This window comes from Curtobacterium sp. MCLR17_054 (assembly GCF_003234335.2).
Lineage (GTDB): Bacteria > Actinomycetota > Actinomycetes > Actinomycetales > Microbacteriaceae > Curtobacterium > Curtobacterium flaccumfaciens.
The window spans coordinates 2451107-2472195 of record NZ_CP126263.1; the positions used below are offsets into that span (position 1 = coordinate 2451107).

Consider the following 21089-nt stretch of genomic DNA (forward strand, 5'->3'; position numbering starts at 1 on the left):
CCGGGAGGCCGACGTCAGACGTCGGCCGGTTGCGTCGCGAGGACCTCGGCGACGACGTCGCGGACGGCCGGGAAGAGCGGGTGGCTCTCCATCAGGCCCGTGAGGATCTCGGTCAGCGCGTGCGCGGTCGCCCCGGAACGCAGGAGTGCGTGCAGCTCGATCGACTCCGGGTCGTTCTCGTCGTCGAACGCGAGCGCCACGCGGACGGCACCCAGAAGGTGCTCGACGGGCAGCCCGCGCTCGGCGAGCTGCGACGCCGGGCCGACGAAGCGTTCACGACGGCCGAGCTTGCGGAGCGGGTTGCGGCCGACGCGCGCGGTGGAGTCCGGCAGGTGCGGGTTCGCGATGCGGGAGAGGTTCGCGGCGACGTAGCGCGCGTGGTCCTCGGGGTCGAAGCCGTGCTTCGCGATCAGCAGTGCGGTGGTCTCGGCGAGCACCCCGTCGACCTCGGCGCGGACGGCGTCGTCCTCGAGTGCTTCGCGGATGAGCCGGATGCCCCGCACGTAGCCGTGGTAGGCGGCGGTGGCGTGCGCCGTGTTGACCGTGTAGAGCTTGCGCTCGACGAACGGCTGCAGGTCGTCGACCCAGGTGACGCCCTCGATCGTCGGCGGTTCGGCGTCGGAGCCCAGGAACGGGGTGCGCTCGATGACCCACTCGTAGAACGGTTCGAGCACGACGTCGAGGCCGCCGGACTGACCGAGCACCCCGGACTGGTCCGGGACGATGCGGTCGATCGCGCAGTTCGCGAAGACGGCGGCGATGTCGCGGTCTTCCAGGATGGGGGCTCGGCGGATGCTGGCGTGCAGGGAGTCGGTCGCGTTGAACGCGTTCTCGCAGGCGACGATGGTGACGTCACCGCGCTCGAGCGGGCGTGCCGCGAGCCCTTCGGCGATGAGCGGCGCGACGAGCGGGAGCGTGCGTGCGCCCACGGCGGTGGTCACCACGTCGGCCTCGGCGATGGCCTGCACCACACGCTCGCGGTCGGTCTTGCTGCTGAGCGCGCGGAACCCGTAGACGAGGTGCTCGACCGGCATCTCGCCGACCTCGTGCACCACGAACCGGCCGGCTTCGTTCAGGGCCGAGACCACGCGTTCGTCGACGTCGACGAAGGTGAGCTCGTAGCCGCTCGCCACGAGGAACTGGCCCACGAACCCACGCCCGATCTTGCCGGCGCCGATGTGGACCGCTCGCTTCGTCACCGCCATCGAACGATCATCCCATGCTGGTCGGGGCGGTCCTGACCGCGGGTGCGCAGCACGGCCGACGGGTGTCGGGAATCGACCGCGCGCACGGCGGAGGGACGCCGGTCCGCGGCGTCGGGGCTGGAGAAGAGCTGCTGCATAACGTTCGGGTCACATCGCGAGGCGGCGGTGCAGGTGCACCGCCGCCTCGTCATCGAGTGGTTCTCGGAAGACTACCGCGCGGCCGAGCCGTCCACGTAGTCGCCGTCGTTCTGCTTCCACGCGAAGAGCGCGCGGAGCTCACGGCCGGTGGCCTCGATCGGGTGGCCCTCGCCCTTGGCACGGAGCGCCTTGAACTCCGGTGCGCCGGCGTCCTGGTCCTCGATGAAGCGCTTCGCGAAGGCACCGTTCTGGATGTCCGCGAGCACCGCCTTCATGTTCTCCTTGACGTCCGGCGAGATCACGCGCGGGCCGGAGACGTAGTCACCGAACTCAGCGGTGTCGGAGATCGACCAGCGCTGCTTGGTGAGGCCGCCCTCCCAGATGAGGTCGACGATGAGCTTGAGCTCGTGCAGGACCTCGAAGTAGGCGATCTGCGGCTGGTAGCCCGCCTCGACCAGGGTCTCGAAGCCGTACTGGATGAGCTGCGAGGTGCCACCGCAGAGGACGGCCTGCTCGCCGAACAGGTCGGTCTCGGTCTCCTCGGTGAAGGTCGTCTTGATGCCGCCGGAGCGGAGGCCACCGATCGCCTTGGAGTACGACCACGCGAGGTCCCAGGCGGAACCGGACGCGTCGACCTCGACGGCGACGATCACGGGGACGCCACGGCCGGCCTCGTACTCGCGGCGGACGGTGTGCCCCGGGCCCTTCGGCGCGACGAGCGACACGTCGACACCCTCGGGCGCCTCGATGTAGCCGAAGCGGATGTTGAAGCCGTGGCCGAAGACGAGCGTCGCGCCCGGCTTGAGGTTCGGGCGGATGTCCTCGGCGTAGACGATGCGCTGGACCTGGTCCGGCGCGAGGATGACGACGACGTCGGCCCAGGCGGTGGCGTCGCCCGGGGTGTGGACCTCGAAGCCCGCCTCTTCGGCCTTCTGCCGGCTCTTCGAGCCCTCCTGCAGGCCGATCTTCACCTCGACACCCGAGTCACGGAGGTTGAGGGCGTGGGCGTGGCCCTGCGAGCCGTAGCCGATGACGGCGACCTTCTTGCCCTGGATGAGCGTCAGGTCGGCGTCGGCGTCGTACACGATGTCAGTCACGAGGGTGTGTCTCCTTGGTTCTGTGGTCGGTGCCGGGCACCATCGGCGCCCGGGAAGGGTGTGACGGGCGCTCAGCGCACCCGGTCGGTGATGCTCTTCGGTCCGCGGCCCATGCCGAGGAGGCCCGCGCGGGCGAGCTCCTTGACGCCGTAGGGCTCGAGCACGCGGAGGATCGCCTGGATCTTGCCGGGGTCGCCGGTCACCTCGACGATCAGGGAGTCGGTCGCCACGTCGACGACCTGGGCACGGAACAGGTTCACTGCTTCGAGCACCGCCGAGCGCGTCTGGTTGTCGACGCGCACCTTCACGAGCATGTGCTCGCGCTGGACCGACTGCGAGAAGTCCAGTTCGACGATCTTGATGACGTTCACCAGCTTGTTGAGCTGCTTCGTCACCTGTTCCAGCGGGAGGTCCTCGACGTCGACGACGACCGTGATCCGGCTGAGGCCGTCCACCTCGGTGTTGCCGACGGCGAGCGACTCGATGTTGAACCCGCGCCGGGCGAAGAGTCCGGCGACACGGGTCAGCAGACCGGGCTTGTCCTCCACGAGGAGGGAGAGGACGTGGCTCATGCGGTTTCTCCCGTCATGTCGGCGTCCTCGTCGTCCCAGGTGGGCGCGAGTGCCTGGGCGTACTCGATGGACGAGTTGCTGACGCCCTGCGGGACCATCGGCCAGACCATCGAGTCACGGCTCACGACGAAGTCGATCACCACCGGGCGGTCGTTGGTCGCGAGGGCGAGCTCGATCGCGGCGTCGACCTCGTCGGCCTTCTCGACCCGGATGCCGAGGGCACCGTAGGCGTCGGCCAGCTTCACGAAGTCCGGCACACGGCGCGAGGCGTGCCCCGTCTCGAGGTCGGTGAAGGAGTGCCGGCCGTCGTAGAACAGCGTCTGCCACTGCCGGACCATGCCGAGCGACGAGTTGTTGATGATCGCGACCTTGATCGGGATGTCGTTGATCACGCAGGTCGCGAGCTCCTGGTTCGTCATCTGGAAGCAGCCGTCGCCGTCGATCGCCCAGACCACGCGGTCCGGCTGTGCGACCTTCGCACCCATCGCCGCGGGGACCGAGTAGCCCATGGTGCCGGCGCCGCCGGAGTTGAGCCAGGCGTTGGGCCGCTCGTACTTGATGAACTGCGCGGACCACATCTGGTGCTGCCCGACACCGGAGGCGTAGACGGCCTCGGGACCGGAGAGCTCACCGATGCGCTTGATGATGCCCTGCGGCGCGAGGAGTCCGTCGGTCGGCTCGGCGTACCCGAGCGGGAAGTCGGTCTTGAGCTGGTGGAGCTTCGCCCACCACTCGTCGGTCGACGCGCGGTCCTCGACGGCGATGCCACCCCAGGCGTCGAGCAGGTCGACCAGGACCTCGCGGGCGTCACCGACGATCGGGACGTCGGCGAAGCGGATCTTCGAGATCTCGGCCGGGTCGATGTCGACGTGCACGACCTTGGCGTCCGGCGCGAACTCGTCGGCCTTGCCCGTCACGCGGTCGTCGAAGCGGGCACCGAGGGCGACGATGAGGTCGCTGTCCTGCAGGCCGAGCACCGCGGGCACCGTGCCGTGCATGCCGGGCATGCCGAGGTGCTGCGGGTGCGAGTCCGGGAACGCGCCGCGCGCCATCAGGGTCGTGACGACCGGCGCACCGGTCGCCTCGGCGAAGCGGAGGAGCTCGGCGGTCGCGCGGGAGCGGATGACCCCGCCGCCGACGTAGAGCACCGGGCGCTTCGACTCGGACAGCAGCTGCGCGGCCGCGGTGATCTGCTTGCCGTGCGCCTTGGTCACCGGGCGGTAGCCGGGCAGGTCGATCTTGGGCGGCCACACGTAGGGAGCCGACTTCTGCTGGGCGTCCTTCGTGATGTCCACCAGCACGGGGCCGGGCCGACCGGTCGTCGCGATGAGGTGCGCCGCGGCGAGGGTCGCCGGCACGTCGGCCGGGTCGGTGACCAGGAACGAGTGCTTCGTGATGGGCATCGTGATGCCGACGATGTCGGCTTCCTGGAACGCGTCGGTGCCCATCAGCGTCGAGAACACCTGGCCGGTGATCGCGATGAACGGCACCGAGTCCATGTAGGCGTCGGCGATGGCCGTGACGAGGTTCGTCGCACCGGGGCCGGACGTCGCGATGGCGACCCCGACCTTGCCGGACGACGAGGCGTAGCCCTCGGCGGCGTGGCCGGCGCCCTGCTCGTGACGGACGAGGATGTGGCGGATCGTGGTCGACGCCATCAGCTCGTCGTAGAACGGGATGATCGCGCCGCCGGGCAGGCCGAAGACGTCGGTGATCCCGAGGTGCTCGAGCGTCCGGAGGACGGCTCCCGAGCCGGTGAGGATCTCCGGCGACCGGCGTGCACCGGCGGCCGCGGACAACGGAGTTGCTTCCGTGGGCATGAGTGGTCCTTGCCTGAGTGGTGGCGGTGGTGCGGGTGTCGGACGCTAGCCCGTGACCGCGCCCTGGGCGGCGGACTTCACGAGCTTGGCGTACTTCGCGAGGACTCCGCGGGTGTAGCGCGGGGGCAGCGGGGCCCAGCCGTCACGGCGGGCCTCCAGCTCGGCCGGGTCGACCAGTAGGTCGAGCGAGCGAGCCGCGATGTCGACACGGATGCGGTCGCCATCACGAACGAAAGCGACTGGACCTGCGTCCACTGCTTCCGGTGCGATGTGGCCGATGCACAGGCCGGTTGTGCCGCCTGAGAATCGACCGTCGGTCAAGAGTAGTACATCCTTGCCGAGGCCCGCGCCCTTGATGGCCGCGGTGATGGCGAGCATCTCGCGCATGCCCGGGCCGCCCTTGGGGCCCTCGTAGCGGATGACGACGACGTCGCCCTTCTCGATCTTGCCCTCGGTCAGGGCGTCCATCGCCGCGCGTTCGCGGTCGAACACGCGGGCGGGGCCCTCGAAGACGGAGGCGTCGAAGCCCGCGGTCTTCACCACGGCGCCCTCGGGGGCGAAGGAGCCCTGCAGGACGGTGAGGCCACCGGTCTCGTGGATCGGGTTGTCGAGCGTGCGGAAGACCTCGCCGTCGAGTGCCGGCGGGTCGATCTCGGCCAGGTTCTCGGCGACGGTCTTGCCCGTCACGGTCATGCAGTCGCCGTGCAGCAGGCCCGCGTCGAGCAGCGCCTTCATGATCACGGGGATGCCGCCGTTGCGGTCGACGTCGACCATGACGTACTTGCCGAAGGGCTTCATGTCCGCCAGGTGCGGGACCTTCGAGCCGATGCGGTTGAAGTCGTCCAGCGACAGCTCGACCTCGGCCTCGTAGGCGATCGCGAGCAGGTGCAGGATGACATTGGTGGAACCGCCGAGGGCCATCGCCACGGCGATCGCGTTCTCGAAGGCTTCCTTGGTGAGGATCTGCCGGGCGGTGATGCCGTGCTCGAGCATGTTCACCACGGCCTCGCCGGAGCGGTGCGCATAGTAGTCGCGGCGACGGTCGGCGCTCGGCGGAGCGGCGGAGCCCGGCAGCGACATACCGAGCGCTTCGGCGACCGAAGCCATCGTGTTCGCCGTGTACATGCCACCGCAGGCGCCCTCGCCCGGGACGATGGCGCACTCGATCTTCTTGAGCTCTTCCTCGCTCATGGTGCCGGCCTTGCAGGCACCGACGCCCTCGAAGGAGTCGATGATCGTGACTTCCTTCATCGTGCCGTCGGCCTGCTTCACGTAGCCCGGCATGACCGAACCCGCGTACAGGAACACGCTCGCCAGGTCGAGTCGCGCGGCGGCCATCAGCATGCCGGGGAGCGACTTGTCGCAGCCGGCGAGCAGGACGGTGCCGTCGAGGCGCTCGGCGTTGACGACGGTCTCGACGCTGTCCGCGATGACCTCACGCGAGACGAGGGAGAAGTGCATGCCCTCGTGGCCCATCGAGATGCCGTCCGAGACGGAGATGGTGCCGAACTGCAGCGGGTAGCCGCCACCGGAGTGCACGCCCTCCTTCGCTCCCTGCGCGAGGCGGTCGAGCGACAGGTTGCACGGCGTGATCTCGTTCCACGAGGACGCGATGCCGATCTGCGGCTTGCTCCAGTCCTCGTCTCCCATACCGACGGCCCGCAGCATGCCACGCGAGGTGGTTGCTTCGATCCCGTCGGTGACGACCCGGCTGCGCGGCTTGACGTCGATATCAGGCATGGGATGAGTCTAGGACGCTTTGGGATACCAGCCGTGCACCCCCGTGCATTCTCATGCTCGGGGGCCGCGATCAGCGGGTGGCGCGGAGCCTCGCCAGCTGCTTCAGGACCCCGGTCAGGGCCGCCGGGTCGGCGATGCGGTACCCGGCCCGGGTCTGGCCCGGCCCGACCTTCACCCCGACGTCGCCGTCACCGAGCACGCGGAAGGCGTCCTCGTCGGTGACGTCGTCGCCGGCGAAGAACACCGCGTCGGCACCGTGCAGCTCGCGGAGCCGGGCGATCGCGTCGCCCTTCGTGACGTGTCGCACCGCGAACTCGACGATGTCCTTGCCACCGCGCTCGAGCACCTCGGGGTCGGCCTCGTGCGCCGCGCGGCTCGCCGCCGCGTTCGCCTCGGCCGCGACCTCGGCGGAGCCACGGCGTGTGTGCACCCCGTGCCCGGCGGGCTTGTGCTCGATGACGACGCCCGGGAACCGTTCGCCGACCTCGTCGAGCGCCGCACCGATCCGTGCCACACGCTCCACCTCGTCGTCACTGAGCGCGGCCTCGTCGTGGCCGTCCACACGCCACTCGACGCCGTGCGAACCGACGAGCGCCATGTCCTCCGGCGCGTGGGTCACCGCGGCCAGGCTGCCGAGGGGACGCCCCGACACGAGCACCACCTCGGTGTCCTTCGCACGGTGCAGGGTCAGGACCGCGGCCCACGACCCGGGCAGCGCCCCGACCTGCGAGGGGTCGTCGGCGAAGGGGGCCAGCGTGCCGTCGAAGTCGAGGGCGACGATCAGTCGCGGCGCAGCCGCGAGCGTCTCGAGGGCCGCGTCGATGGCGGACTGGTCGGTGGTGGTCTCAGTCATCACGTGCCTCCCGGGTGTCCTCGGCAGCCCTGGCGGACTGGGCGTCCTGGTCGAAGATCGACATGTTGTCGGTCTGCGCCTCACGGTGCTGTTCGCGCGGGTCGGCGGCGGACGGGTCGATCTGGGCGTTCCGCGGCGCGTGCCGGTCGAGCGCCTCGAGGAACGAGCGCGACCAGCGCGCCACGTCGTTGTCGCGGACGCGCTTGCGGAGCGCGCGCATGCGCGTCGACCGCTCGCGACGCGGCATCTGGATCGCGCGCTCGATCGAGTCCTTGAGCGCCCCGATGTCGTGCGGGTTGACGATCACGGCCTGCTTGAGCTCGTCGGCCGCACCGGCGAACTCGGACAGGATGAGCACCCCGTCGTTGTCGAAGCGGGCGGCGACGTACTCCTTCGCGACGAGGTTCATGCCGTCGCGCAGTGCGGTGACGAGCATGATGTCGGCGGCCAGGTACAGCGCCACCATCTCCTCGCGCGGGTAGCCGTGGTGCAGGTACGAGATCGGCTGGTGGCCGATGACGCCGAGGTCGCCGTTGATGCGGCCGACGCTCAGCTCGATCTCGTCACGGAGCGCCGCGTACGAGTCGACACGCTCGCGGCTCGGGCTCGCGACCTGGATGAGGGTTGCGTCCTCGACCGCGATGCGGCCGTCCTCCACCAGCTCGCCGAAGGCCTTGATGCGGTGGCGGATGCCCTTGGTGTAGTCGAGCCGGTCGACGCCGAGCAGCACCGTCTTCGGGTTGCCGAGGCTCTCGCGGATCTCGCGCGCACGCTCCTGCACCTCGGGCTTGCGGGCGATCGCCTCGAAGCTCTCGGCGTCGATCGAGATCGGGAAGTGCCTGGCCTCGACGTGGCGGACCGTGATGCCCTTGCGGCTGCGCGGGGCTGCCGGGTCGTCCACCGGGACGTCGATCGTGGTGCCCTTGGTCGTGTAGCCCTTGATGTGGCGGACCGCTCGGAGGAAGTCGCTGGCGTCGTCGTGGCGCTGGAAGCCGATGACGTCGGCGCCGAGCAGCCCGTCGAGGATCTGCGCACGCCACGGCAGCTGCGCGTAGATGCCGACCGGCGGGAACGGGATGTGGTTGAAGAAGCCGATCGTCAGGTCGGGGCGCTTGGCACGGAGCAGGGCCGGCACGAGCTGCAGCTGGTAGTCCTGCACCCAGACGATGCCGTCCTGCTCGACGATCTCGGCGATCTGCGCGGCGAAGCGCTCGTTCACGCGCTTGTACGCGTTCCACCAGTCGCGGTGGTAGCTCGGGTGCTCGATGACGTCGTGGTACAGCGGCCAGAGCGTGTCGTTGCTGAAGCCCTCGTAGTACTCCTCGACGTCGTCGTCGGAGAGCGGGACGGGGACGATGTGGATGCCCTCGTTGTCGAACGGCGCGACCTCGACCTCGGCCTGCCCCACCCAGCCGACCCAGGCTCCGTCGTTCGCGCGCATCACGGGTTCGAGGGCGGTCACGAGGCCACCCGGCGAGTGCCGCCAGCCCTCGTTGCCGTCCTGGTCGACGACGCGGTCCACCGGGAGTCGGTTGGAGGCGACGACGAACGAGTAGCGGGTCTGTTCGGTGCGGTCTGCAGGCATGGGGTGGTGTGATCTCCGTTCCGCCCGGCCGGGGCCGGGTGCGTCGGGTGCGACGGTGCGTCGGGTTCGACGGCCGGCGCGGTGCGCCGGGTGGTCCGGCGTGCTGCGCCGGGTGCGCTGCCGAAGTTACCAGCGTGGGGACAGCGCATTCACGGCGGATCGGCGGTTCCGCTACGCTGCAGGCACGTGTCGGGGGGACACGGGTGCTGGAGTGCGGCGCCGGCCTCCCGGTCGGAGAGGACCCCCAGCCGTGAGCGAGAACCCGCCCAACCAGCCCGTCCCGCCGTCGCAGCCCGGTCCGGGCCAGCCCGGTGCCGGCCAGCCCGGATCGGGCCAGCCCACTTCGGGCCAGCCCGCCTGGAACGGCCAGCCCGCCTGGCAGCAGCAGCCTGGAGGCCCGCAGCAGTGGTCGGGTCAGCCCGCCCCCGCCGCGCACCCGTCCGATGCGTTCGGTCGCTTCCTGCGGTCCGTGTCCGGTCGCGACTGGCTGGCGGCCGTGCTCGCCGCCGTCGGCGGCTGGGTCGCGGCGTACGTCGTCGCCGGGCTCTCGCTGCTCATCACCGTCGGACTGCTCGCGTCGGGCGGCAGCGGGTCGGCCGCTCCGGCCACCGGGTCCGGCACCGACCTCGGCGCGGGCTCGGCCCCCGACGTGGAGTCCCTGCTCTCCGGCGTGAGCGTCCTGCTCGGCGCGCCGGCGCAGCTCGTGGCCCTCGCCGACCTCGGCCGACTGCACCTGTCCGGGTCGATCGGGTTCCTCGGTTCCGGCTCGGGCTCGCTCGCCGTGGTGCCCGCGCTGGTGCTCGCCGCGCAGGTCGTCCTCGCCGTCGTGCTCACCCGCCGGATCCGCACGCGTGGCCTCGGCCGCACGCAGGTGCTCGTCACCGCGGTGGTCTCCGGCCTCGTCACCACCGTGCTCACGAACGTCGCCGCTGGCCTCTTCGCGATCCGGTTCCCGTCGGTGTCCGGTGCGGTCATCGAGCCGGTGCACGCCGTCGGCGCCGGCAGCATCATCGGCGCGTTCGTCATCGGGGCCCTGGCGGCACTCCTCGCCCGGCCCTCCGTCCTCGCCGGGCGCAACGTCTTCGCCGCCCGTCTGCTCGGCACGCTCCGGGTCGCCGCGTCGCAGCTGACGGTCCTCGTCGTGCTGGTCGCCCTCGTCGTCATCGTCGTCGCCCTGATCGCCCAGCCGTCCTACGGCTCCGCGTTGCCGCTCCTGCTCGGCAACGTCGCGATCGGGCTGACCGCGCTCGGGTTCTTCGGTGGTGTGGGGACGTCCGGCTTCGGGTCCGCCAGCGACACCGCCTCGGTGTTCGGCGGAGCCGGTGGCTGGACCTGGCTTGTCGTGCTGTTCGTCGTCGTCACCTCGGTCGCGGCCGGGCTCGCCCTCGCCGTCCGCCGCAACGACCGGATCCGCACCACGCTCGACTGGGTCGTCACGCCGCTGGTGTGGTTCGCACTCGGTCTGCTCTGCTTCGTCCTCGGCACCGGCGTCGTCTCGTACCAGGTGAGCAGCACGAGCTCCGTGGACGGCTCGGGGTCGATCGGCATCGCGCCGTGGACGCCGATCGTCTTCGCCCTGTGGGGCGGCGCGATCGAGGTCGTCGCCCGGTACCTCGCCCCGGTGCTCCTGCCCCGCCTCGGCGGAGCCGTGGTGCTCCGGACGTCCCGCCTGGTCGGAGCGGACCCCCGCCCCGTCGTGCCGCCGGCGTTCCCGGCCGGGCCCGCTGCCGGCCAGGGTGCTCCCGTCGCCGGTCAGGGCGCTCCCGTCGCGCCCACCGCGACGGTCGACCCGGCCGCGCCCGGTGCTCCCGTCGCGCCCGGCGCTCCCGTTGCGCCCGGCGCGCCTGTCGCCGCGGACGCGCCGGCTGCCGCCGCGTGGAACACTCCCCCGGCCGCTGACCAGCACGTGCCGTACCCGCCGGCCGGGCCTGCCCAGGAGCCCGCGTACGGCGTGCAGTCGATCTCCGGCACGCAGCCGGCTGCCGGGTCGCAGCCGCCCTACGGCACGCTGCCCCCGTACGGCGCACAACCGGCCGACGGGTCGCAGCCGTTCATCGGCGGTGGTGCCCCCGCTCCCGCACCGATGTCCCCGCGGGCCAAGAAGATCCTGGTCCGTTCCCTCATCGCCGGTGGCGCCGTGATCGTCGTCGTCATCGCCGGTGCGGTCACGACGAGCGTCCTCCGCGCCAACGTCTGGGGTCCGGCACCGACCGTGAAGTCCTACGTGCAGGCCATCGCCAGCGGTGACGCCGACACCGCCGCCGACCTGAGCGAGATCCCCGACGACGCGGCGATGCTCGACTCGAAGGTGCTCGGGAGCGCGAAGGACCGCCCGTCGGACATCCGCGTCGGCCGGGTCGCCCGGACCGGTGACACCGCCATCGCCACCCTGAGCTACACGCAGGACGGCAAGAACCGCTCCGGCCAGGTGTCGTTGCGGCGCACGGGCACCTCGTTCCTGGTGAAGGACGAGTGGCGTGTCACGCAGCCCCTCGCCCAGCAGGTCACCCTGACGGCCTCCGACGTGCTCGAGGGTGCACCCGTGACCGTCGGCGGCAAGGAGATCGGGGAGATCAGCGACGGCAAGTTCACGTCCCTCGCCTACCCCGGCACCTACCAGGTCTCGGTCGGCGGGACGAAGTACTTCACCGGCGGCACCGAGCAGGTCGCCGTGGGTGCGGTCACGTCGGGCTACGTCGACTTCGCGCCCAAGGCGACCAAGGCACTCGAGCAGGACGCCGAGCAGTACGTGACCGACCTCATCGACGACTGCGCCGAGAAGACCGAGCTCCGGGCCCTGAGCGGCTGCCCCTGGTACGGGCCCTACGACGCCGACGGCGGCGTGCAGTACGACGTCACGTCGATGCCCGAGCTGGAGGTCGAGGCGTCGCGCGCCGGCACCGTGATGGTGACGAGCACGAAGGACGGGAGCGTCTCGTACGGCTACACCTCGTACCTGGGCGACAAGAAGCGCGGCGAGGACTCGTTCAGCGTGAACCAGTACCTGAAGGTGCAGGACGGCAAGCTCGTCTCCGCCTACTGAGCAGGAGCCGACCGAGCGGCTCCGCAGCACCACGACGGCCGACCCGGATCTCCGGGTCGGCCGTCTCAGTAGGCTGACGAGCATGGTCAGGACACGGGCGTGGTGCAGGGGCGACACGGTCGAGCGGGACTTCCCCGTCGACCGGATCTCCGACCTCGTCGCCGATCCGGACACCTTCGTCTGGATCGACTACACGGACCCGACGTCGGCGGACCTCGAGCAGATCGAGGAGGAGCTCGGCATCCACGCGCTCGCGGTCGAGGACGCCGTCGAGCACGGACAGCGGCCGAAGCTCGACCGGTACCGGGACAGCCTGTTCCTGGTCGTCTACGACGTGGGCGGCACGGACGACGAGGGTGACCTGATCACGCACGAGGTCAAGGCCTTCGTCACCGAACGGGCGCTCGTCACCATCCACGGGTCCGACGTCGACACCACCCCGATGGAACACCGGCTCACGGCGAACTCCGACATCGCCGAACACGGCGTGCCCTGGCTCGTCTGGGCGCTGCTCGACGCGGTCGTCGACCGTGCCACCGACACCGTCGAGGACCTCGAGCGGCAGATCGATGCGCTCGAGGACGACCTGTTCGAACCGGGCGACCCCCGCGAGCAGCAGATCCAGCGGCGGTCGTTCCGGCTCCGCAAGACCCTCGGGGTGCTCCGGCGGCTGGTCGTCCCGACGCGGGACAGCGTCGCCTCGTTGCTGCACGGTGACGCGGAGACGATCTCGAACGGCATCCGGCCGTACTTCCGCGACGTCGAGGACCACCTGGTCTCGATCGCCGACTCCGTCGAACAGCTCCGTGACGCCGTGTCGAGCGTGCTCGACACGACCCTGAACCTGGCGTCGAACCGGCAGAACACCGTCATGAAGAAGGTCACGAGCTGGGCGGCGATCATCGCGATCCCGACCGGTGTGACGAGCTTCTTCGGGCAGAACGTGGAGTTCCCGGGCGAGGGCGCCTGGAGTGGTCTCTGGGCCTCGCTCGCGATCATCACCGCGTCGTCGCTCGTGCTCTACCGCGTCTTCAAGACCCGCGACTGGCTCTGACCGCGCACGGCACCGGCACCGGCACCGCCTCGGCACCGGGCTCTGCCGGCGTCAGAGCGCGAGCGCCAGGACCCCGGCGACGACGGTGAGCGGCGCGACGACGCACCCGAGCGCCATGTACCGGCCCCAGGACAGGTGCACGCCCTCGGCCGACAGCCGTGCGTGCCACAGCAGCGTCGCGAGTGAGGCCCACGGCGTGATGAGGCAGCCGGCGTTGACGCCGATGAGCAGCGCCGCGTACCGGACGGCCTCGTGCCCGGCGGCCGGTTCGAGCACCAGGTAGGCCGGCAGGTTGTCGATGCCGTTCGCGGCGACCGCGCCCGCACCGCCGAGCAGCAGCAGCGGGCCGGTCCCGGTGCCGCCCTGCAGCGCGTGCACGATCGGGTCGGTGATGCCCGTCGTGTGCAGCGCCTCGACCACCACGAAGAGCCCGGCGGCGAACAGCAGGGTCGACCACGGCACGCGGGACACCCGGAGTTCGGACGGGGACCGGAACGCCGCGACCACGACGAGCACCACGGCGGCCAGGACCGCGGCGATCCACACGGTCACCCCGGCCGTCAGCGCGACGACGAGCGCGACGAGCACCGCGGAGGCCGCCCAGAAGAACACCGGGTCCTTCGGCGTACGGACGGACACCGGCGAGTAGCGGCCGAACAGCTTGCCGCGGAACACCACGAGCAGGACGACGCACGGCACGACCACCCCGGCGACCGCGGGCCAGGCCATCAGCCCGGCGAACGGCAGCGGGCCGCCGAGCCCCATCCGGTCGACGGCGAGCAGGTTCGTCAGGTTCGACACCGGCAGCAGCATCGAGGCCGTGTTCGCGAGCCAGACCGTGGTCAGGGCGAACGGCATCGGGGGCAGTCCCACACGCCGCGCGAGCGAGATCACGATGGGGGTGAGGAGCACCGCGGTGGTGTCGATCGACAGGAAGACGGTGCAGAGCACGGCGAGCACGACGACCGCGCCCCAGAGGCCGATGGTGCGTCCGCCACCGACCCGGGCGGCGACGTCGGCGAGGCGGTCGAACACCCCGGCGTCCGCGGCGAGCTCGGCGACGACGGTCAGCCCGAGCACGAACCCGAGGACCGGCAGGACCCGGTCGGCGAGCACGGCGAGGTCGTCGAGGGGCAGCAGCCCGAACACGACGCAGACCGCGCCGACCACGAGCAGGGCCGCTCCGATGACCGCTTGACGCACGAACACTCCTCCGGCAGACACCGCGGCAGGGTGACCGGCGGCGCTCCAATGTACGGGCCGGTAGCGTTGTCAGCACGACGACAGGAGGCCTCTGTGCGCAAGTTCATGTTCAACGGTGCGGTATGGAGTTCGCTCATCAGCGGCTACAGCGTGCTGCAGACCACCCGCCAGGGACCGCGTGACTGGCGGCTCGCGCTGACCTGGGTCGCGTGGCTCGCCACGACGATCGTGGCGATCGGCACGGTCGTCGAGGACGACCGCGCGGTCAAGGCGCGCCAGTAGGTCCAGACGCGGCAGGCGGTTGCAGACGCGACCGGCCTGACGGACGGGAGGCACGGTGCCAGCTGGCACCGTGCCTCCCGTCCGTCGTCCGTCCCGTGCACGGCACGCGGTCACGTCACCGGGTCAGCGCTCGGACTCCGGGATGCCGGACGTCTGGATCGGTCCGGTGAAGAGCGCGCCGCGCTCGTCGTCACCGAACAGCTGCGAGTCCCCCTCTGCCGGGCGTCCGCGGCGGCGCGGTGCCGCCGCACCCGGCTCGGTGAGCTGCACCCGCTGGACCGGCAGGGCGTCCGGGTGGGTGCGCTGGATCCACTCGACCATCTCCTCGCGGACGTAGCAGCGGAGGTCGAACAGGCCGCCGGCGTCGGGTGCCGTCACGAGGATGCGGACCCGGACCAGTCCCCCGACGGCGTCCGTGACCTGGAGCACCTTGACCCGGCGGTCCCAGATCGTCGAGGTGTCGAGGATCCGGTCGAGCTCCGTCCGCATGTCGGCCGGGCTCACCCGCCAGTCGAGGTCGAACTCGACGGCACCGAGCAGTTCGCTGCCGGTCCGGGTCCAGTTCTCGAACGGCGTGCTCGTGAAGTACGTCGACGGCAGCACGAACCGACGGTCGTCCCACAGGTGCACGACGACGTAGGTCAGCGTGATCTCCTCGATCCGTCCCCACTGCTGCTCGACCACGACGACGTCGTCGACGCGGATCGACCCGGAGAACGCCAGCTGCATGCCGGCGAACACGTTGCCGAGCGTGGACTGCGCGGCGAGGCCCGCGACCACGGAGATGAGGCCGGCGCTGGCGAGCACGCTCGCGCCCGCGGCCTCGACCCCGTCGAAGGTCAGCAGGATCGCGCCGACCGCGATGATGACGAGCACGGCGACGGTGAGCCGCCGGATGATGAGCACCTGGGTGCGGATGCGACGCGCCTGCCGGTTGTCGGGCACGTCGATGCGGAAGCGGTGCAGCCCGAGGTCCTCGAGGAAGATCGCGACCTGGCACGCGAGCCAGCAACCGGTCGCGATCGTGACGATCAGGAAGGCGTGCGCGACCTCGTCGCGCCACGGGTAGTCGTCGGGGTTCCGCGGGATGCTCGACGTGAACGCGATCCAGAGCAGGACCACCAGCAGCACGGTGCGGAAGGGGTGCTTCGTCCGTCGCGAGAGCACGCCGGCCCAGCGTTCCCGGCGCGCGATCGCCCGGAGGACCAGGTGCAGGACGAGGGCGACGACGGCGGTCACGAGCAGGGCGAACCCGATCGCGACGAGGAGTCGGAGGAGGATGTCCATCCCTCCATGCAAGCAACGGACGACGGTCGTCGTTCAGGTTCGGGCCGCCGTCGGCTGTGCGGACGTTCAGCAGCTGCGGTTCGACCGAACCGGGGTTTGCGTGACGCCCCGGTCCGGTGCGCATGTAGGTTCTCTCGCATGACAGCGCAGAACGACACGGGTGGCAACCGAGCGCCGGCGAACGACTTCTCGCACGAGCAGGAGGGCTACCAGCACGGTCTGAAGCCCCGGCAACTGCAGATGATCGCGATCGGCGGCGCGATCGGCACCGGCCTCTTCCTCGGTGCCGGTGGACGCCTGCACACCGCGGGCCCCGCGCTCGCGCTGACCTACCTGGTCGCCGGGATCTTCGCCTTCTTCATCCTGCGGGCCCTGGGCGAGCTGGTGCTGCACCGCCCGTCCTCGGGGTCGTTCATCTCGTACGCCCGCGAGTTCTACGGCGAGAAGTTCGCGTACGCCGCCGGCTGGATGTACTTCCTGAACTGGGCGATGACCTCGATCGTCGACACCACCGCCGTCGCGATCTACCTGCAGTACTGGTCGGCCTTCACCGCGGCGCCGCAGTGGCTGCTCGCGCTGATCGCCCTGATCGTCGTCCTCGCGGCGAACATGGTCGCCGTGAAGGTGTTCGGCGAGCTCGAGTTCTGGTTCGCCCTGATCAAGGTCGCCGCGCTCGTGGCGTTCCTCCTCGTCGCGATCATCTGGCTCGTCTTCGCGTTCCCCGTCGAGGCCGGTGGCGAGGCCGTCCGGACCGGCTTCACGATCTGGGGCGACAACGGCGGGCTGTTCCCGAACGGGCTGCTCCCCGCGGTCATCGTGATCCAGGGTGTCGTCTTCGCCTACGCCGCGATCGAACTCGTCGGCACGGCATCGGGTGAGACGCAGAACGCCGAGAAGGTCATCCCGCGCGCGATCAACTCCGTCGTCTTCCGCATCGCGGTCTTCTACGTCGGATCGATCATCCTGCTCTCCCTGCTGCTGCCGTACACGGCCTACAAGGAGGGCGAGAGCCCCTTCGTGACGTTCTTCTCGTCGCTCGGCAACCCGCACGTCGGCGCGATCGTCGGCGGCATCATGAACTTCGTCGTGCTCACCGCCGCCCTGTCGTCGCTGAACGCCGGCCTGTACTCCACCGGACGCGCGCTCCACTCGATGGGCATGAACGGTTCGGCGCCGAAGTGGACCACGAAGATGTCGAAGGGCGGCGTCCCCTACGCCGGCATCCTGCTCACCGCGGCGTTCACCGTCGCGGGCGTCGTGCTGAACTACTTCGTCCCGAAGCAGGCGTTCGAGATCGCCCTGAACATCGCCAGCCTCGGCATCATCACCGCGTGGGGCACGATCATCCTGTGCCAGATGCGACTGCGCCAGTGGGCCAAGCAAGGGCTCGCGAAGGAACCCTCGTTCAAGCTCCCCGGGGCGCCGGTCACGGCGTGGCTGACCCTGGCGTTCCTCGCCTCGGTCATCGTCCTGATGGCGATCGACTACCCCGTCGGCACGTACACCATCGCGTCCCTCGTCATCATCATCCCGCTGCTCGTCGTCGGCTGGTTCCTGCAGCGTGACCGCATCCTGCGCATCGCCGCCCTGCGCGAGGGCGTCACCGGCCCCTACCCGATCGGCGTCCGCGACCCCGCCGCCTCGGTGCGACGCGACGGCGACGGGAGCTAGCGCTCCGCTTGTCCCCGGAACGCAAGGCCCCAGCGCCGAACACGAGCGGTCCGGCACCCGTCGCTACCATCAGCGGGTGCCGGACCGCTCTCCTTCTCCCACCCTCGACCTGCAGCTCAGCTGGCGAGGTGCCTACGGACGCCTCCGGGTGTTCGCGGATCGTCTCGAGGCCGAGACCGACTACCAGCGCGAGACGCGCACCGTGGTGCCGATGGACGCGGTGCAGGGGTGGCGCCTCGGACCGTGCGACGAGGACGCCGTCTGCGTCGAGTTCATCGCCGGGCAGGACACCTACCGGGTGCTGCTCGACACCCCGGACGAGCAGCTCGCTGCGCTGGCGATCCGGAAGGTGCTCGGCCCGCCGCTGGAGTCCTGAGGACGCCGGTGCCGGGGCGCGCTGCCCCGTTGCCCGGGGCCACGTTGCCCGGGTGCCCGGGTGCCCGGGTCAGTCGTCGGTGTCGACGCGGTCGGTGACGACGTCACCGGAGCCAGCGTCGATGCGCACGCTGTGCTTCGTGCCGGACGAGTCGAGCACGTCGCCCTCCCAGACGACCGTGCCGACGTGGTCGTCGAGTCCGAGCTCGGTCACGGTCCCCGCGTGCAGGTCCTGGAAGGCGTCGACGGCCTGCTTGACGCTCAGGTCGGCGGCGGCGACGAAGCGCTCGTGCTCGGCCTTGTCGTCCGCGTCGGCGGCCTCGGTCTGCGGGGTGCCGGCGACCGCGGAACCGTCGGCGTTCGTGTGCACCTCGTGCTCGGTGCCGTCCTTCGTCACGACCAGGACCTCGTAGGCGGAGGCGCCCTGCTCCTGCTCGACCGAGATGACGGTGCCCGAGCCGACCTCACCGCGTGCGGTGGCGACGGCGGCGAGCAGGGCCTTGTTCGAGCCGGCGGACGCCGAGCCGGACGATGACGAGCCGGTGCCGGTGCCGGCCGAGTCCGTCGCCGACGAGCCGACCGAACCGGAGCCGGCCGAGCCGGTGTCGTCGTCGGAGTCGTCGCTGGCGCACCCGGTGAGTGCGAGCGCCGCGACGATCGGCAGGGCGGCGAACGCGGCGATGCGGCGGGCGGAGGGCTTCTGGTGCTGGGTACGGGAGTTCATGTGGACGAGCATCGCGTCGGGGTGCTGAAGCAGCCCTGAAGCCGCCTGTTCAGCCGCCGAGTGCGATGCGGACGACGAACCGCGCGCCACCGAGCGGGGACGCGACCACGGTCGTCTCACCGCCGTGGGCCCGCACGGCGTCACGGACGATGGCGAGGCCAAGCCCCGCGCCGCCGGCGTCCCGGCTGCGGGCCTCGTCGAGACGGACGAACCGCTCGAAGACGCGCTCGCGCTCGTCCTCGGGGACGCCGGTGCCGTCGTCGTCGACCGTGAGCACCGCGGACCCGTCGTGCTCGGTGAGCGACACGGCGACGCGTGTGCTCGCGTGCCGGACGGCGTTGTCGACGAGGTTCCGGACCACCCCCGCCAGCACGCGCTCGTCGCCGAGGACCCGCGCTGCCGAGATCGCCGAGCCGTCCACCCGCACCGCCGGGGCGTCGCCGTCGCGCTCGGGCGCGCCACCGGCCGTCGACCGTGCACGCGCACGGGCCACCGCGTCGAGCGCCAGGTCGTCCAGGTCGACGGGGCGCCGCGTGCGGACCCCGCCCTCGTCGAGGCGGGAGAGCTCGAGCAGCCCGGTCACCAGGTCCTGCAGGCGCACCGCCTCGGACCGGACGACGTCGGCGAGGTCCGCCACCTCGGTCCGCTCCGGGTGCGCGACGGCGACCTCGGCGTGCTGCCGGATCGACGCGATCGGCGACCGGAGTTCGTGGGAGGCATCGGACACGAAGCGCCGCTGGCTCTCGGCGGAGCGTTCGAGGCGGTCGAGCATGGCGTTCATGGTGCTCGCGAGCCGGGCGACCTCGTCGCCGGTGTCCGGGACCTCCACCCGGGCGTCCGGACGGGCCGCCCGGATCGTCTCGACCTCGGTGCGCATCCGTTCCACCGGCCGCAGCGAGCGCCCGGTGACGGCCCAGGTGACCGCGACCAGCAGGAGCACCAGCACGGGCACCCCCACGGCGAGGAGCACGACGGCGGTGCGGACCGCGGTGTCGGCCTGGTCGAGCGTGGCGCCGTAGACGAGCGTCGCCTCACCGCCGCCGGGCAGGTCCACGTCGTCCGCCACGAGCAGCCAGCGTTCGCCGTCGTGGGTCCACCGGGACTCGTCGGCGGTCGGGAGGGCGTCCCCGTCGGCGTCCTCGCCGTGCGCCAGGACCGCCCCGCCGTCGCCGATCACCTGCACCAGGACGTCCTCGTAGCCGGTCACCGCGGCCGCACCGTCCGCCTCGACCCGGGAGGACACCTGCTCGAGACCCGCCTCGGCGGAGGTCCGCACGCCGTCGAGCAGCACGAGCCGCAGCACGACGACGAAGGCGACGGCACCGATGACCAGGGCCGCGAGGACGACGACCCCGGCGCCGAGCGTGGTGCGGGCCCGGACCGACCGGGCGCGCCGTGGCCTGGACGGCGCGACTCCGCTCGCACCGGGCTTCGGCCGCTCAGCCACCGTCCGCCGCCAAGCGGTACCCGGCGCCCCGGACCGTCTCGATCGCGGCACGCCCGAACGGTCGGTCGAGCTTCCGGCGGAGGTGCCCGACGTACACCTCGACGATGTTCGGGTCGCCCTCGAAGTCGACGTCCCAGACGTTCTCGATGACGTCGCGCTTCGACCGGACCTGTCCCGGGTGCCGTGCGAGGTACTCGAGCACGGCGAACTCGCGGCTGGTCAGTTCGACGGGGGTCTCGCCGCGGGCCACGGTGCGCGCCGCGGGGTCGACCACCAGGTCGCCGAGGGTCAGCACGGTGGGGCGCTCGCGGGCACCGCGTCGGACGAGCGCCCGCAACCGTGCGACGAGTACCGGGTGCGAGAACGGCTTGGTGACGTAGTCGTCGGCCCCCGCGTCGAGCGCCTCGACCTGGTCCCACTCGCCGTCCTTGGCCGTCAGCATGAGCACAGGGGTCCAGTCGCCGTCGGCGCGGAGCTGCGCGCACACGGCCCAGCCGCTCAGGCCGGGCATCATCAGGTCGAGCACGATCGCGTCGTAGCGGAACTCACGCGCGTGCCACAGCCCGTCCACGCCGTCGTTCGCGACGTCGACCGCCCACCCCTCGGCCTCGAGGCCGCGGCGCACGCCGTCGGCGAGCCGGACCTCGTCGTCGACCACCAGCACACGCATGGGGTCGATCCTGCCGTGCCCCGCTGAAGCAGGGCTGAAGCGGCGTGCTCAGACCAGCAGCAGGATCCCGGCGATCACGGACGCGAGGGCGATGGCGAGCGCGATGAGCAGGAGCACGAGGTGCACCGTGTAGAACGTCGTCGGCTTGCCGGCGGCGTCGCGGGCACGGGAGTCCTTCGCGACACGCTGGAAGAAGCGCGGCCAGGTGACGACGTTGAAGACGGCGCCGATGAACAGGACGACTGCGGCGAAGACGAGCACGGGACGATCCTAGTGAACGTTCGCGGCGACGATGCCGGTCCGGCGACGCCGGGCGGGTGGTG

The 21089-nt window shown here is 71.1% G+C and carries 18 protein-coding genes; 5 read left to right on the forward strand and 13 right to left on the reverse strand.

What is annotated here, in order from left to right:
- Positions 1-14 precede the first annotated feature (14 nt).
- The 7 genes from DEJ08_RS11615 to otsA all read right to left on the reverse strand — a co-directional run bounded on the left by DEJ08_RS11615 (position 15) and on the right by otsA (position 9010).
- Complete coding sequence (locus DEJ08_RS11615) at positions 15-1205, reverse strand: mannitol-1-phosphate 5-dehydrogenase (protein ID WP_071405813.1); 1191 nt, start codon at positions 1203-1205, stop codon at positions 15-17.
- Between the two features lie 209 nt (positions 1206-1414).
- A complete protein-coding gene (gene ilvC / locus DEJ08_RS11620) occupies positions 1415-2440 on the reverse strand; it encodes a ketol-acid reductoisomerase (RefSeq protein WP_027466530.1) in 1026 nt (341 codons plus the stop codon).
- Between the two features lie 71 nt (positions 2441-2511).
- Positions 2512-3012, reverse strand: a complete 501-nt coding sequence (gene ilvN, locus DEJ08_RS11625; protein ID WP_017888842.1) for an acetolactate synthase small subunit — start codon at positions 3010-3012, stop codon at positions 2512-2514.
- A complete protein-coding gene (locus tag DEJ08_RS11630) occupies positions 3009-4832 on the reverse strand; it encodes an acetolactate synthase large subunit (protein ID WP_027466529.1) in 1824 nt (607 codons plus the stop codon). The genes ilvN and DEJ08_RS11630 overlap by 4 nt, the downstream gene beginning before the upstream one ends.
- A 45-nt stretch (positions 4833-4877) precedes the next feature.
- Positions 4878-6572, reverse strand: a complete 1695-nt coding sequence (gene ilvD, locus DEJ08_RS11635; protein WP_071405815.1) for a dihydroxy-acid dehydratase — start codon at positions 6570-6572, stop codon at positions 4878-4880.
- A gap of 70 nt (positions 6573-6642) precedes the next feature.
- Positions 6643-7425 (reverse strand): trehalose-phosphatase, encoded by a 783-nt coding sequence (gene otsB, locus DEJ08_RS11640; RefSeq protein ID WP_111055291.1) that lies wholly within the window; start codon positions 7423-7425, stop codon positions 6643-6645.
- Complete coding sequence (gene otsA, locus DEJ08_RS11645) at positions 7418-9010, reverse strand: alpha,alpha-trehalose-phosphate synthase (UDP-forming) (protein ID WP_071405817.1); 1593 nt, start codon at positions 9008-9010, stop codon at positions 7418-7420. The genes otsB and otsA overlap by 8 nt, the downstream gene beginning before the upstream one ends.
- A 250-nt stretch (positions 9011-9260) precedes the next feature.
- Here otsA and DEJ08_RS11650 point away from each other — a divergent pair, with 250 nt between their 5' ends.
- Positions 9261-12053: a zinc ribbon domain-containing protein gene (locus DEJ08_RS11650; protein WP_111055290.1), complete on the forward strand. Its 2793-nt coding sequence runs from the start codon at positions 9261-9263 to the stop codon at positions 12051-12053.
- Positions 12054-12135: 82 nt separating this feature from the next.
- The gene (locus DEJ08_RS11655; RefSeq protein WP_111055289.1) at positions 12136-13107 is read left to right on the forward strand and encodes a magnesium transporter CorA family protein; all 972 of its coding nucleotides are present in this window, start codon (positions 12136-12138) and stop codon (positions 13105-13107) included.
- Between the two features lie 51 nt (positions 13108-13158).
- Here DEJ08_RS11655 and DEJ08_RS11660 read toward each other — a convergent pair whose 3' ends face one another.
- On the reverse strand, positions 13159-14310 hold the full coding sequence (locus DEJ08_RS11660; RefSeq protein ID WP_110865404.1) for an SLC13 family permease: 1152 nt from the start codon (positions 14308-14310) through the stop codon (positions 13159-13161).
- Between the two features lie 93 nt (positions 14311-14403).
- Between DEJ08_RS11660 and DEJ08_RS11665 the strand changes: the two genes are divergently transcribed.
- Positions 14404-14592, forward strand: a complete 189-nt coding sequence (locus DEJ08_RS11665; RefSeq protein WP_027466522.1) for a hypothetical protein — start codon at positions 14404-14406, stop codon at positions 14590-14592.
- 123 nt (positions 14593-14715) lie between these two features.
- On the opposite strand, the gene DEJ08_RS11670 is transcribed toward DEJ08_RS11665, so the two are convergent.
- The gene (locus tag DEJ08_RS11670; protein ID WP_111055288.1) at positions 14716-15879 is read right to left on the reverse strand and encodes a mechanosensitive ion channel family protein; all 1164 of its coding nucleotides are present in this window, start codon (positions 15877-15879) and stop codon (positions 14716-14718) included.
- Between the two features lie 138 nt (positions 15880-16017).
- Between DEJ08_RS11670 and DEJ08_RS11675 the strand changes: the two genes are divergently transcribed.
- Positions 16018-17550: an amino acid permease gene (locus DEJ08_RS11675; protein WP_111055287.1), complete on the forward strand. Its 1533-nt coding sequence runs from the start codon at positions 16018-16020 to the stop codon at positions 17548-17550.
- 76 nt (positions 17551-17626) lie between these two features.
- On the forward strand, positions 17627-17926 hold the full coding sequence (locus DEJ08_RS11680; protein ID WP_128780676.1) for a hypothetical protein: 300 nt from the start codon (positions 17627-17629) through the stop codon (positions 17924-17926).
- Positions 17927-17995: 69 nt separating this feature from the next.
- On the opposite strand, the gene DEJ08_RS11685 is transcribed toward DEJ08_RS11680, so the two are convergent.
- Genes DEJ08_RS11685 through DEJ08_RS11700 form a run of 4 tightly spaced genes read right to left on the reverse strand, consistent with a single transcriptional unit; the run spans position 17996 to position 21027 of the window.
- Positions 17996-18649, reverse strand: coding sequence for a PepSY domain-containing protein (locus tag DEJ08_RS11685; protein ID WP_146248549.1), 654 nt, complete (start codon positions 18647-18649; stop codon positions 17996-17998).
- A 49-nt stretch (positions 18650-18698) separates the two neighbouring features.
- Positions 18699-20096: a sensor histidine kinase gene (locus tag DEJ08_RS11690; RefSeq protein WP_111055285.1), complete on the reverse strand. Its 1398-nt coding sequence runs from the start codon at positions 20094-20096 to the stop codon at positions 18699-18701.
- The gene (locus DEJ08_RS11695) at positions 20089-20766 is read right to left on the reverse strand and encodes a response regulator transcription factor (RefSeq protein ID WP_110865386.1); all 678 of its coding nucleotides are present in this window, start codon (positions 20764-20766) and stop codon (positions 20089-20091) included. Before DEJ08_RS11695 ends, DEJ08_RS11690 begins: the two co-directional genes overlap by 8 nt.
- A 48-nt stretch (positions 20767-20814) precedes the next feature.
- The gene (locus tag DEJ08_RS11700) at positions 20815-21027 is read right to left on the reverse strand and encodes an SCO4848 family membrane protein (RefSeq protein ID WP_071405782.1); all 213 of its coding nucleotides are present in this window, start codon (positions 21025-21027) and stop codon (positions 20815-20817) included.
- Positions 21028-21089 lie beyond the last annotated feature (62 nt).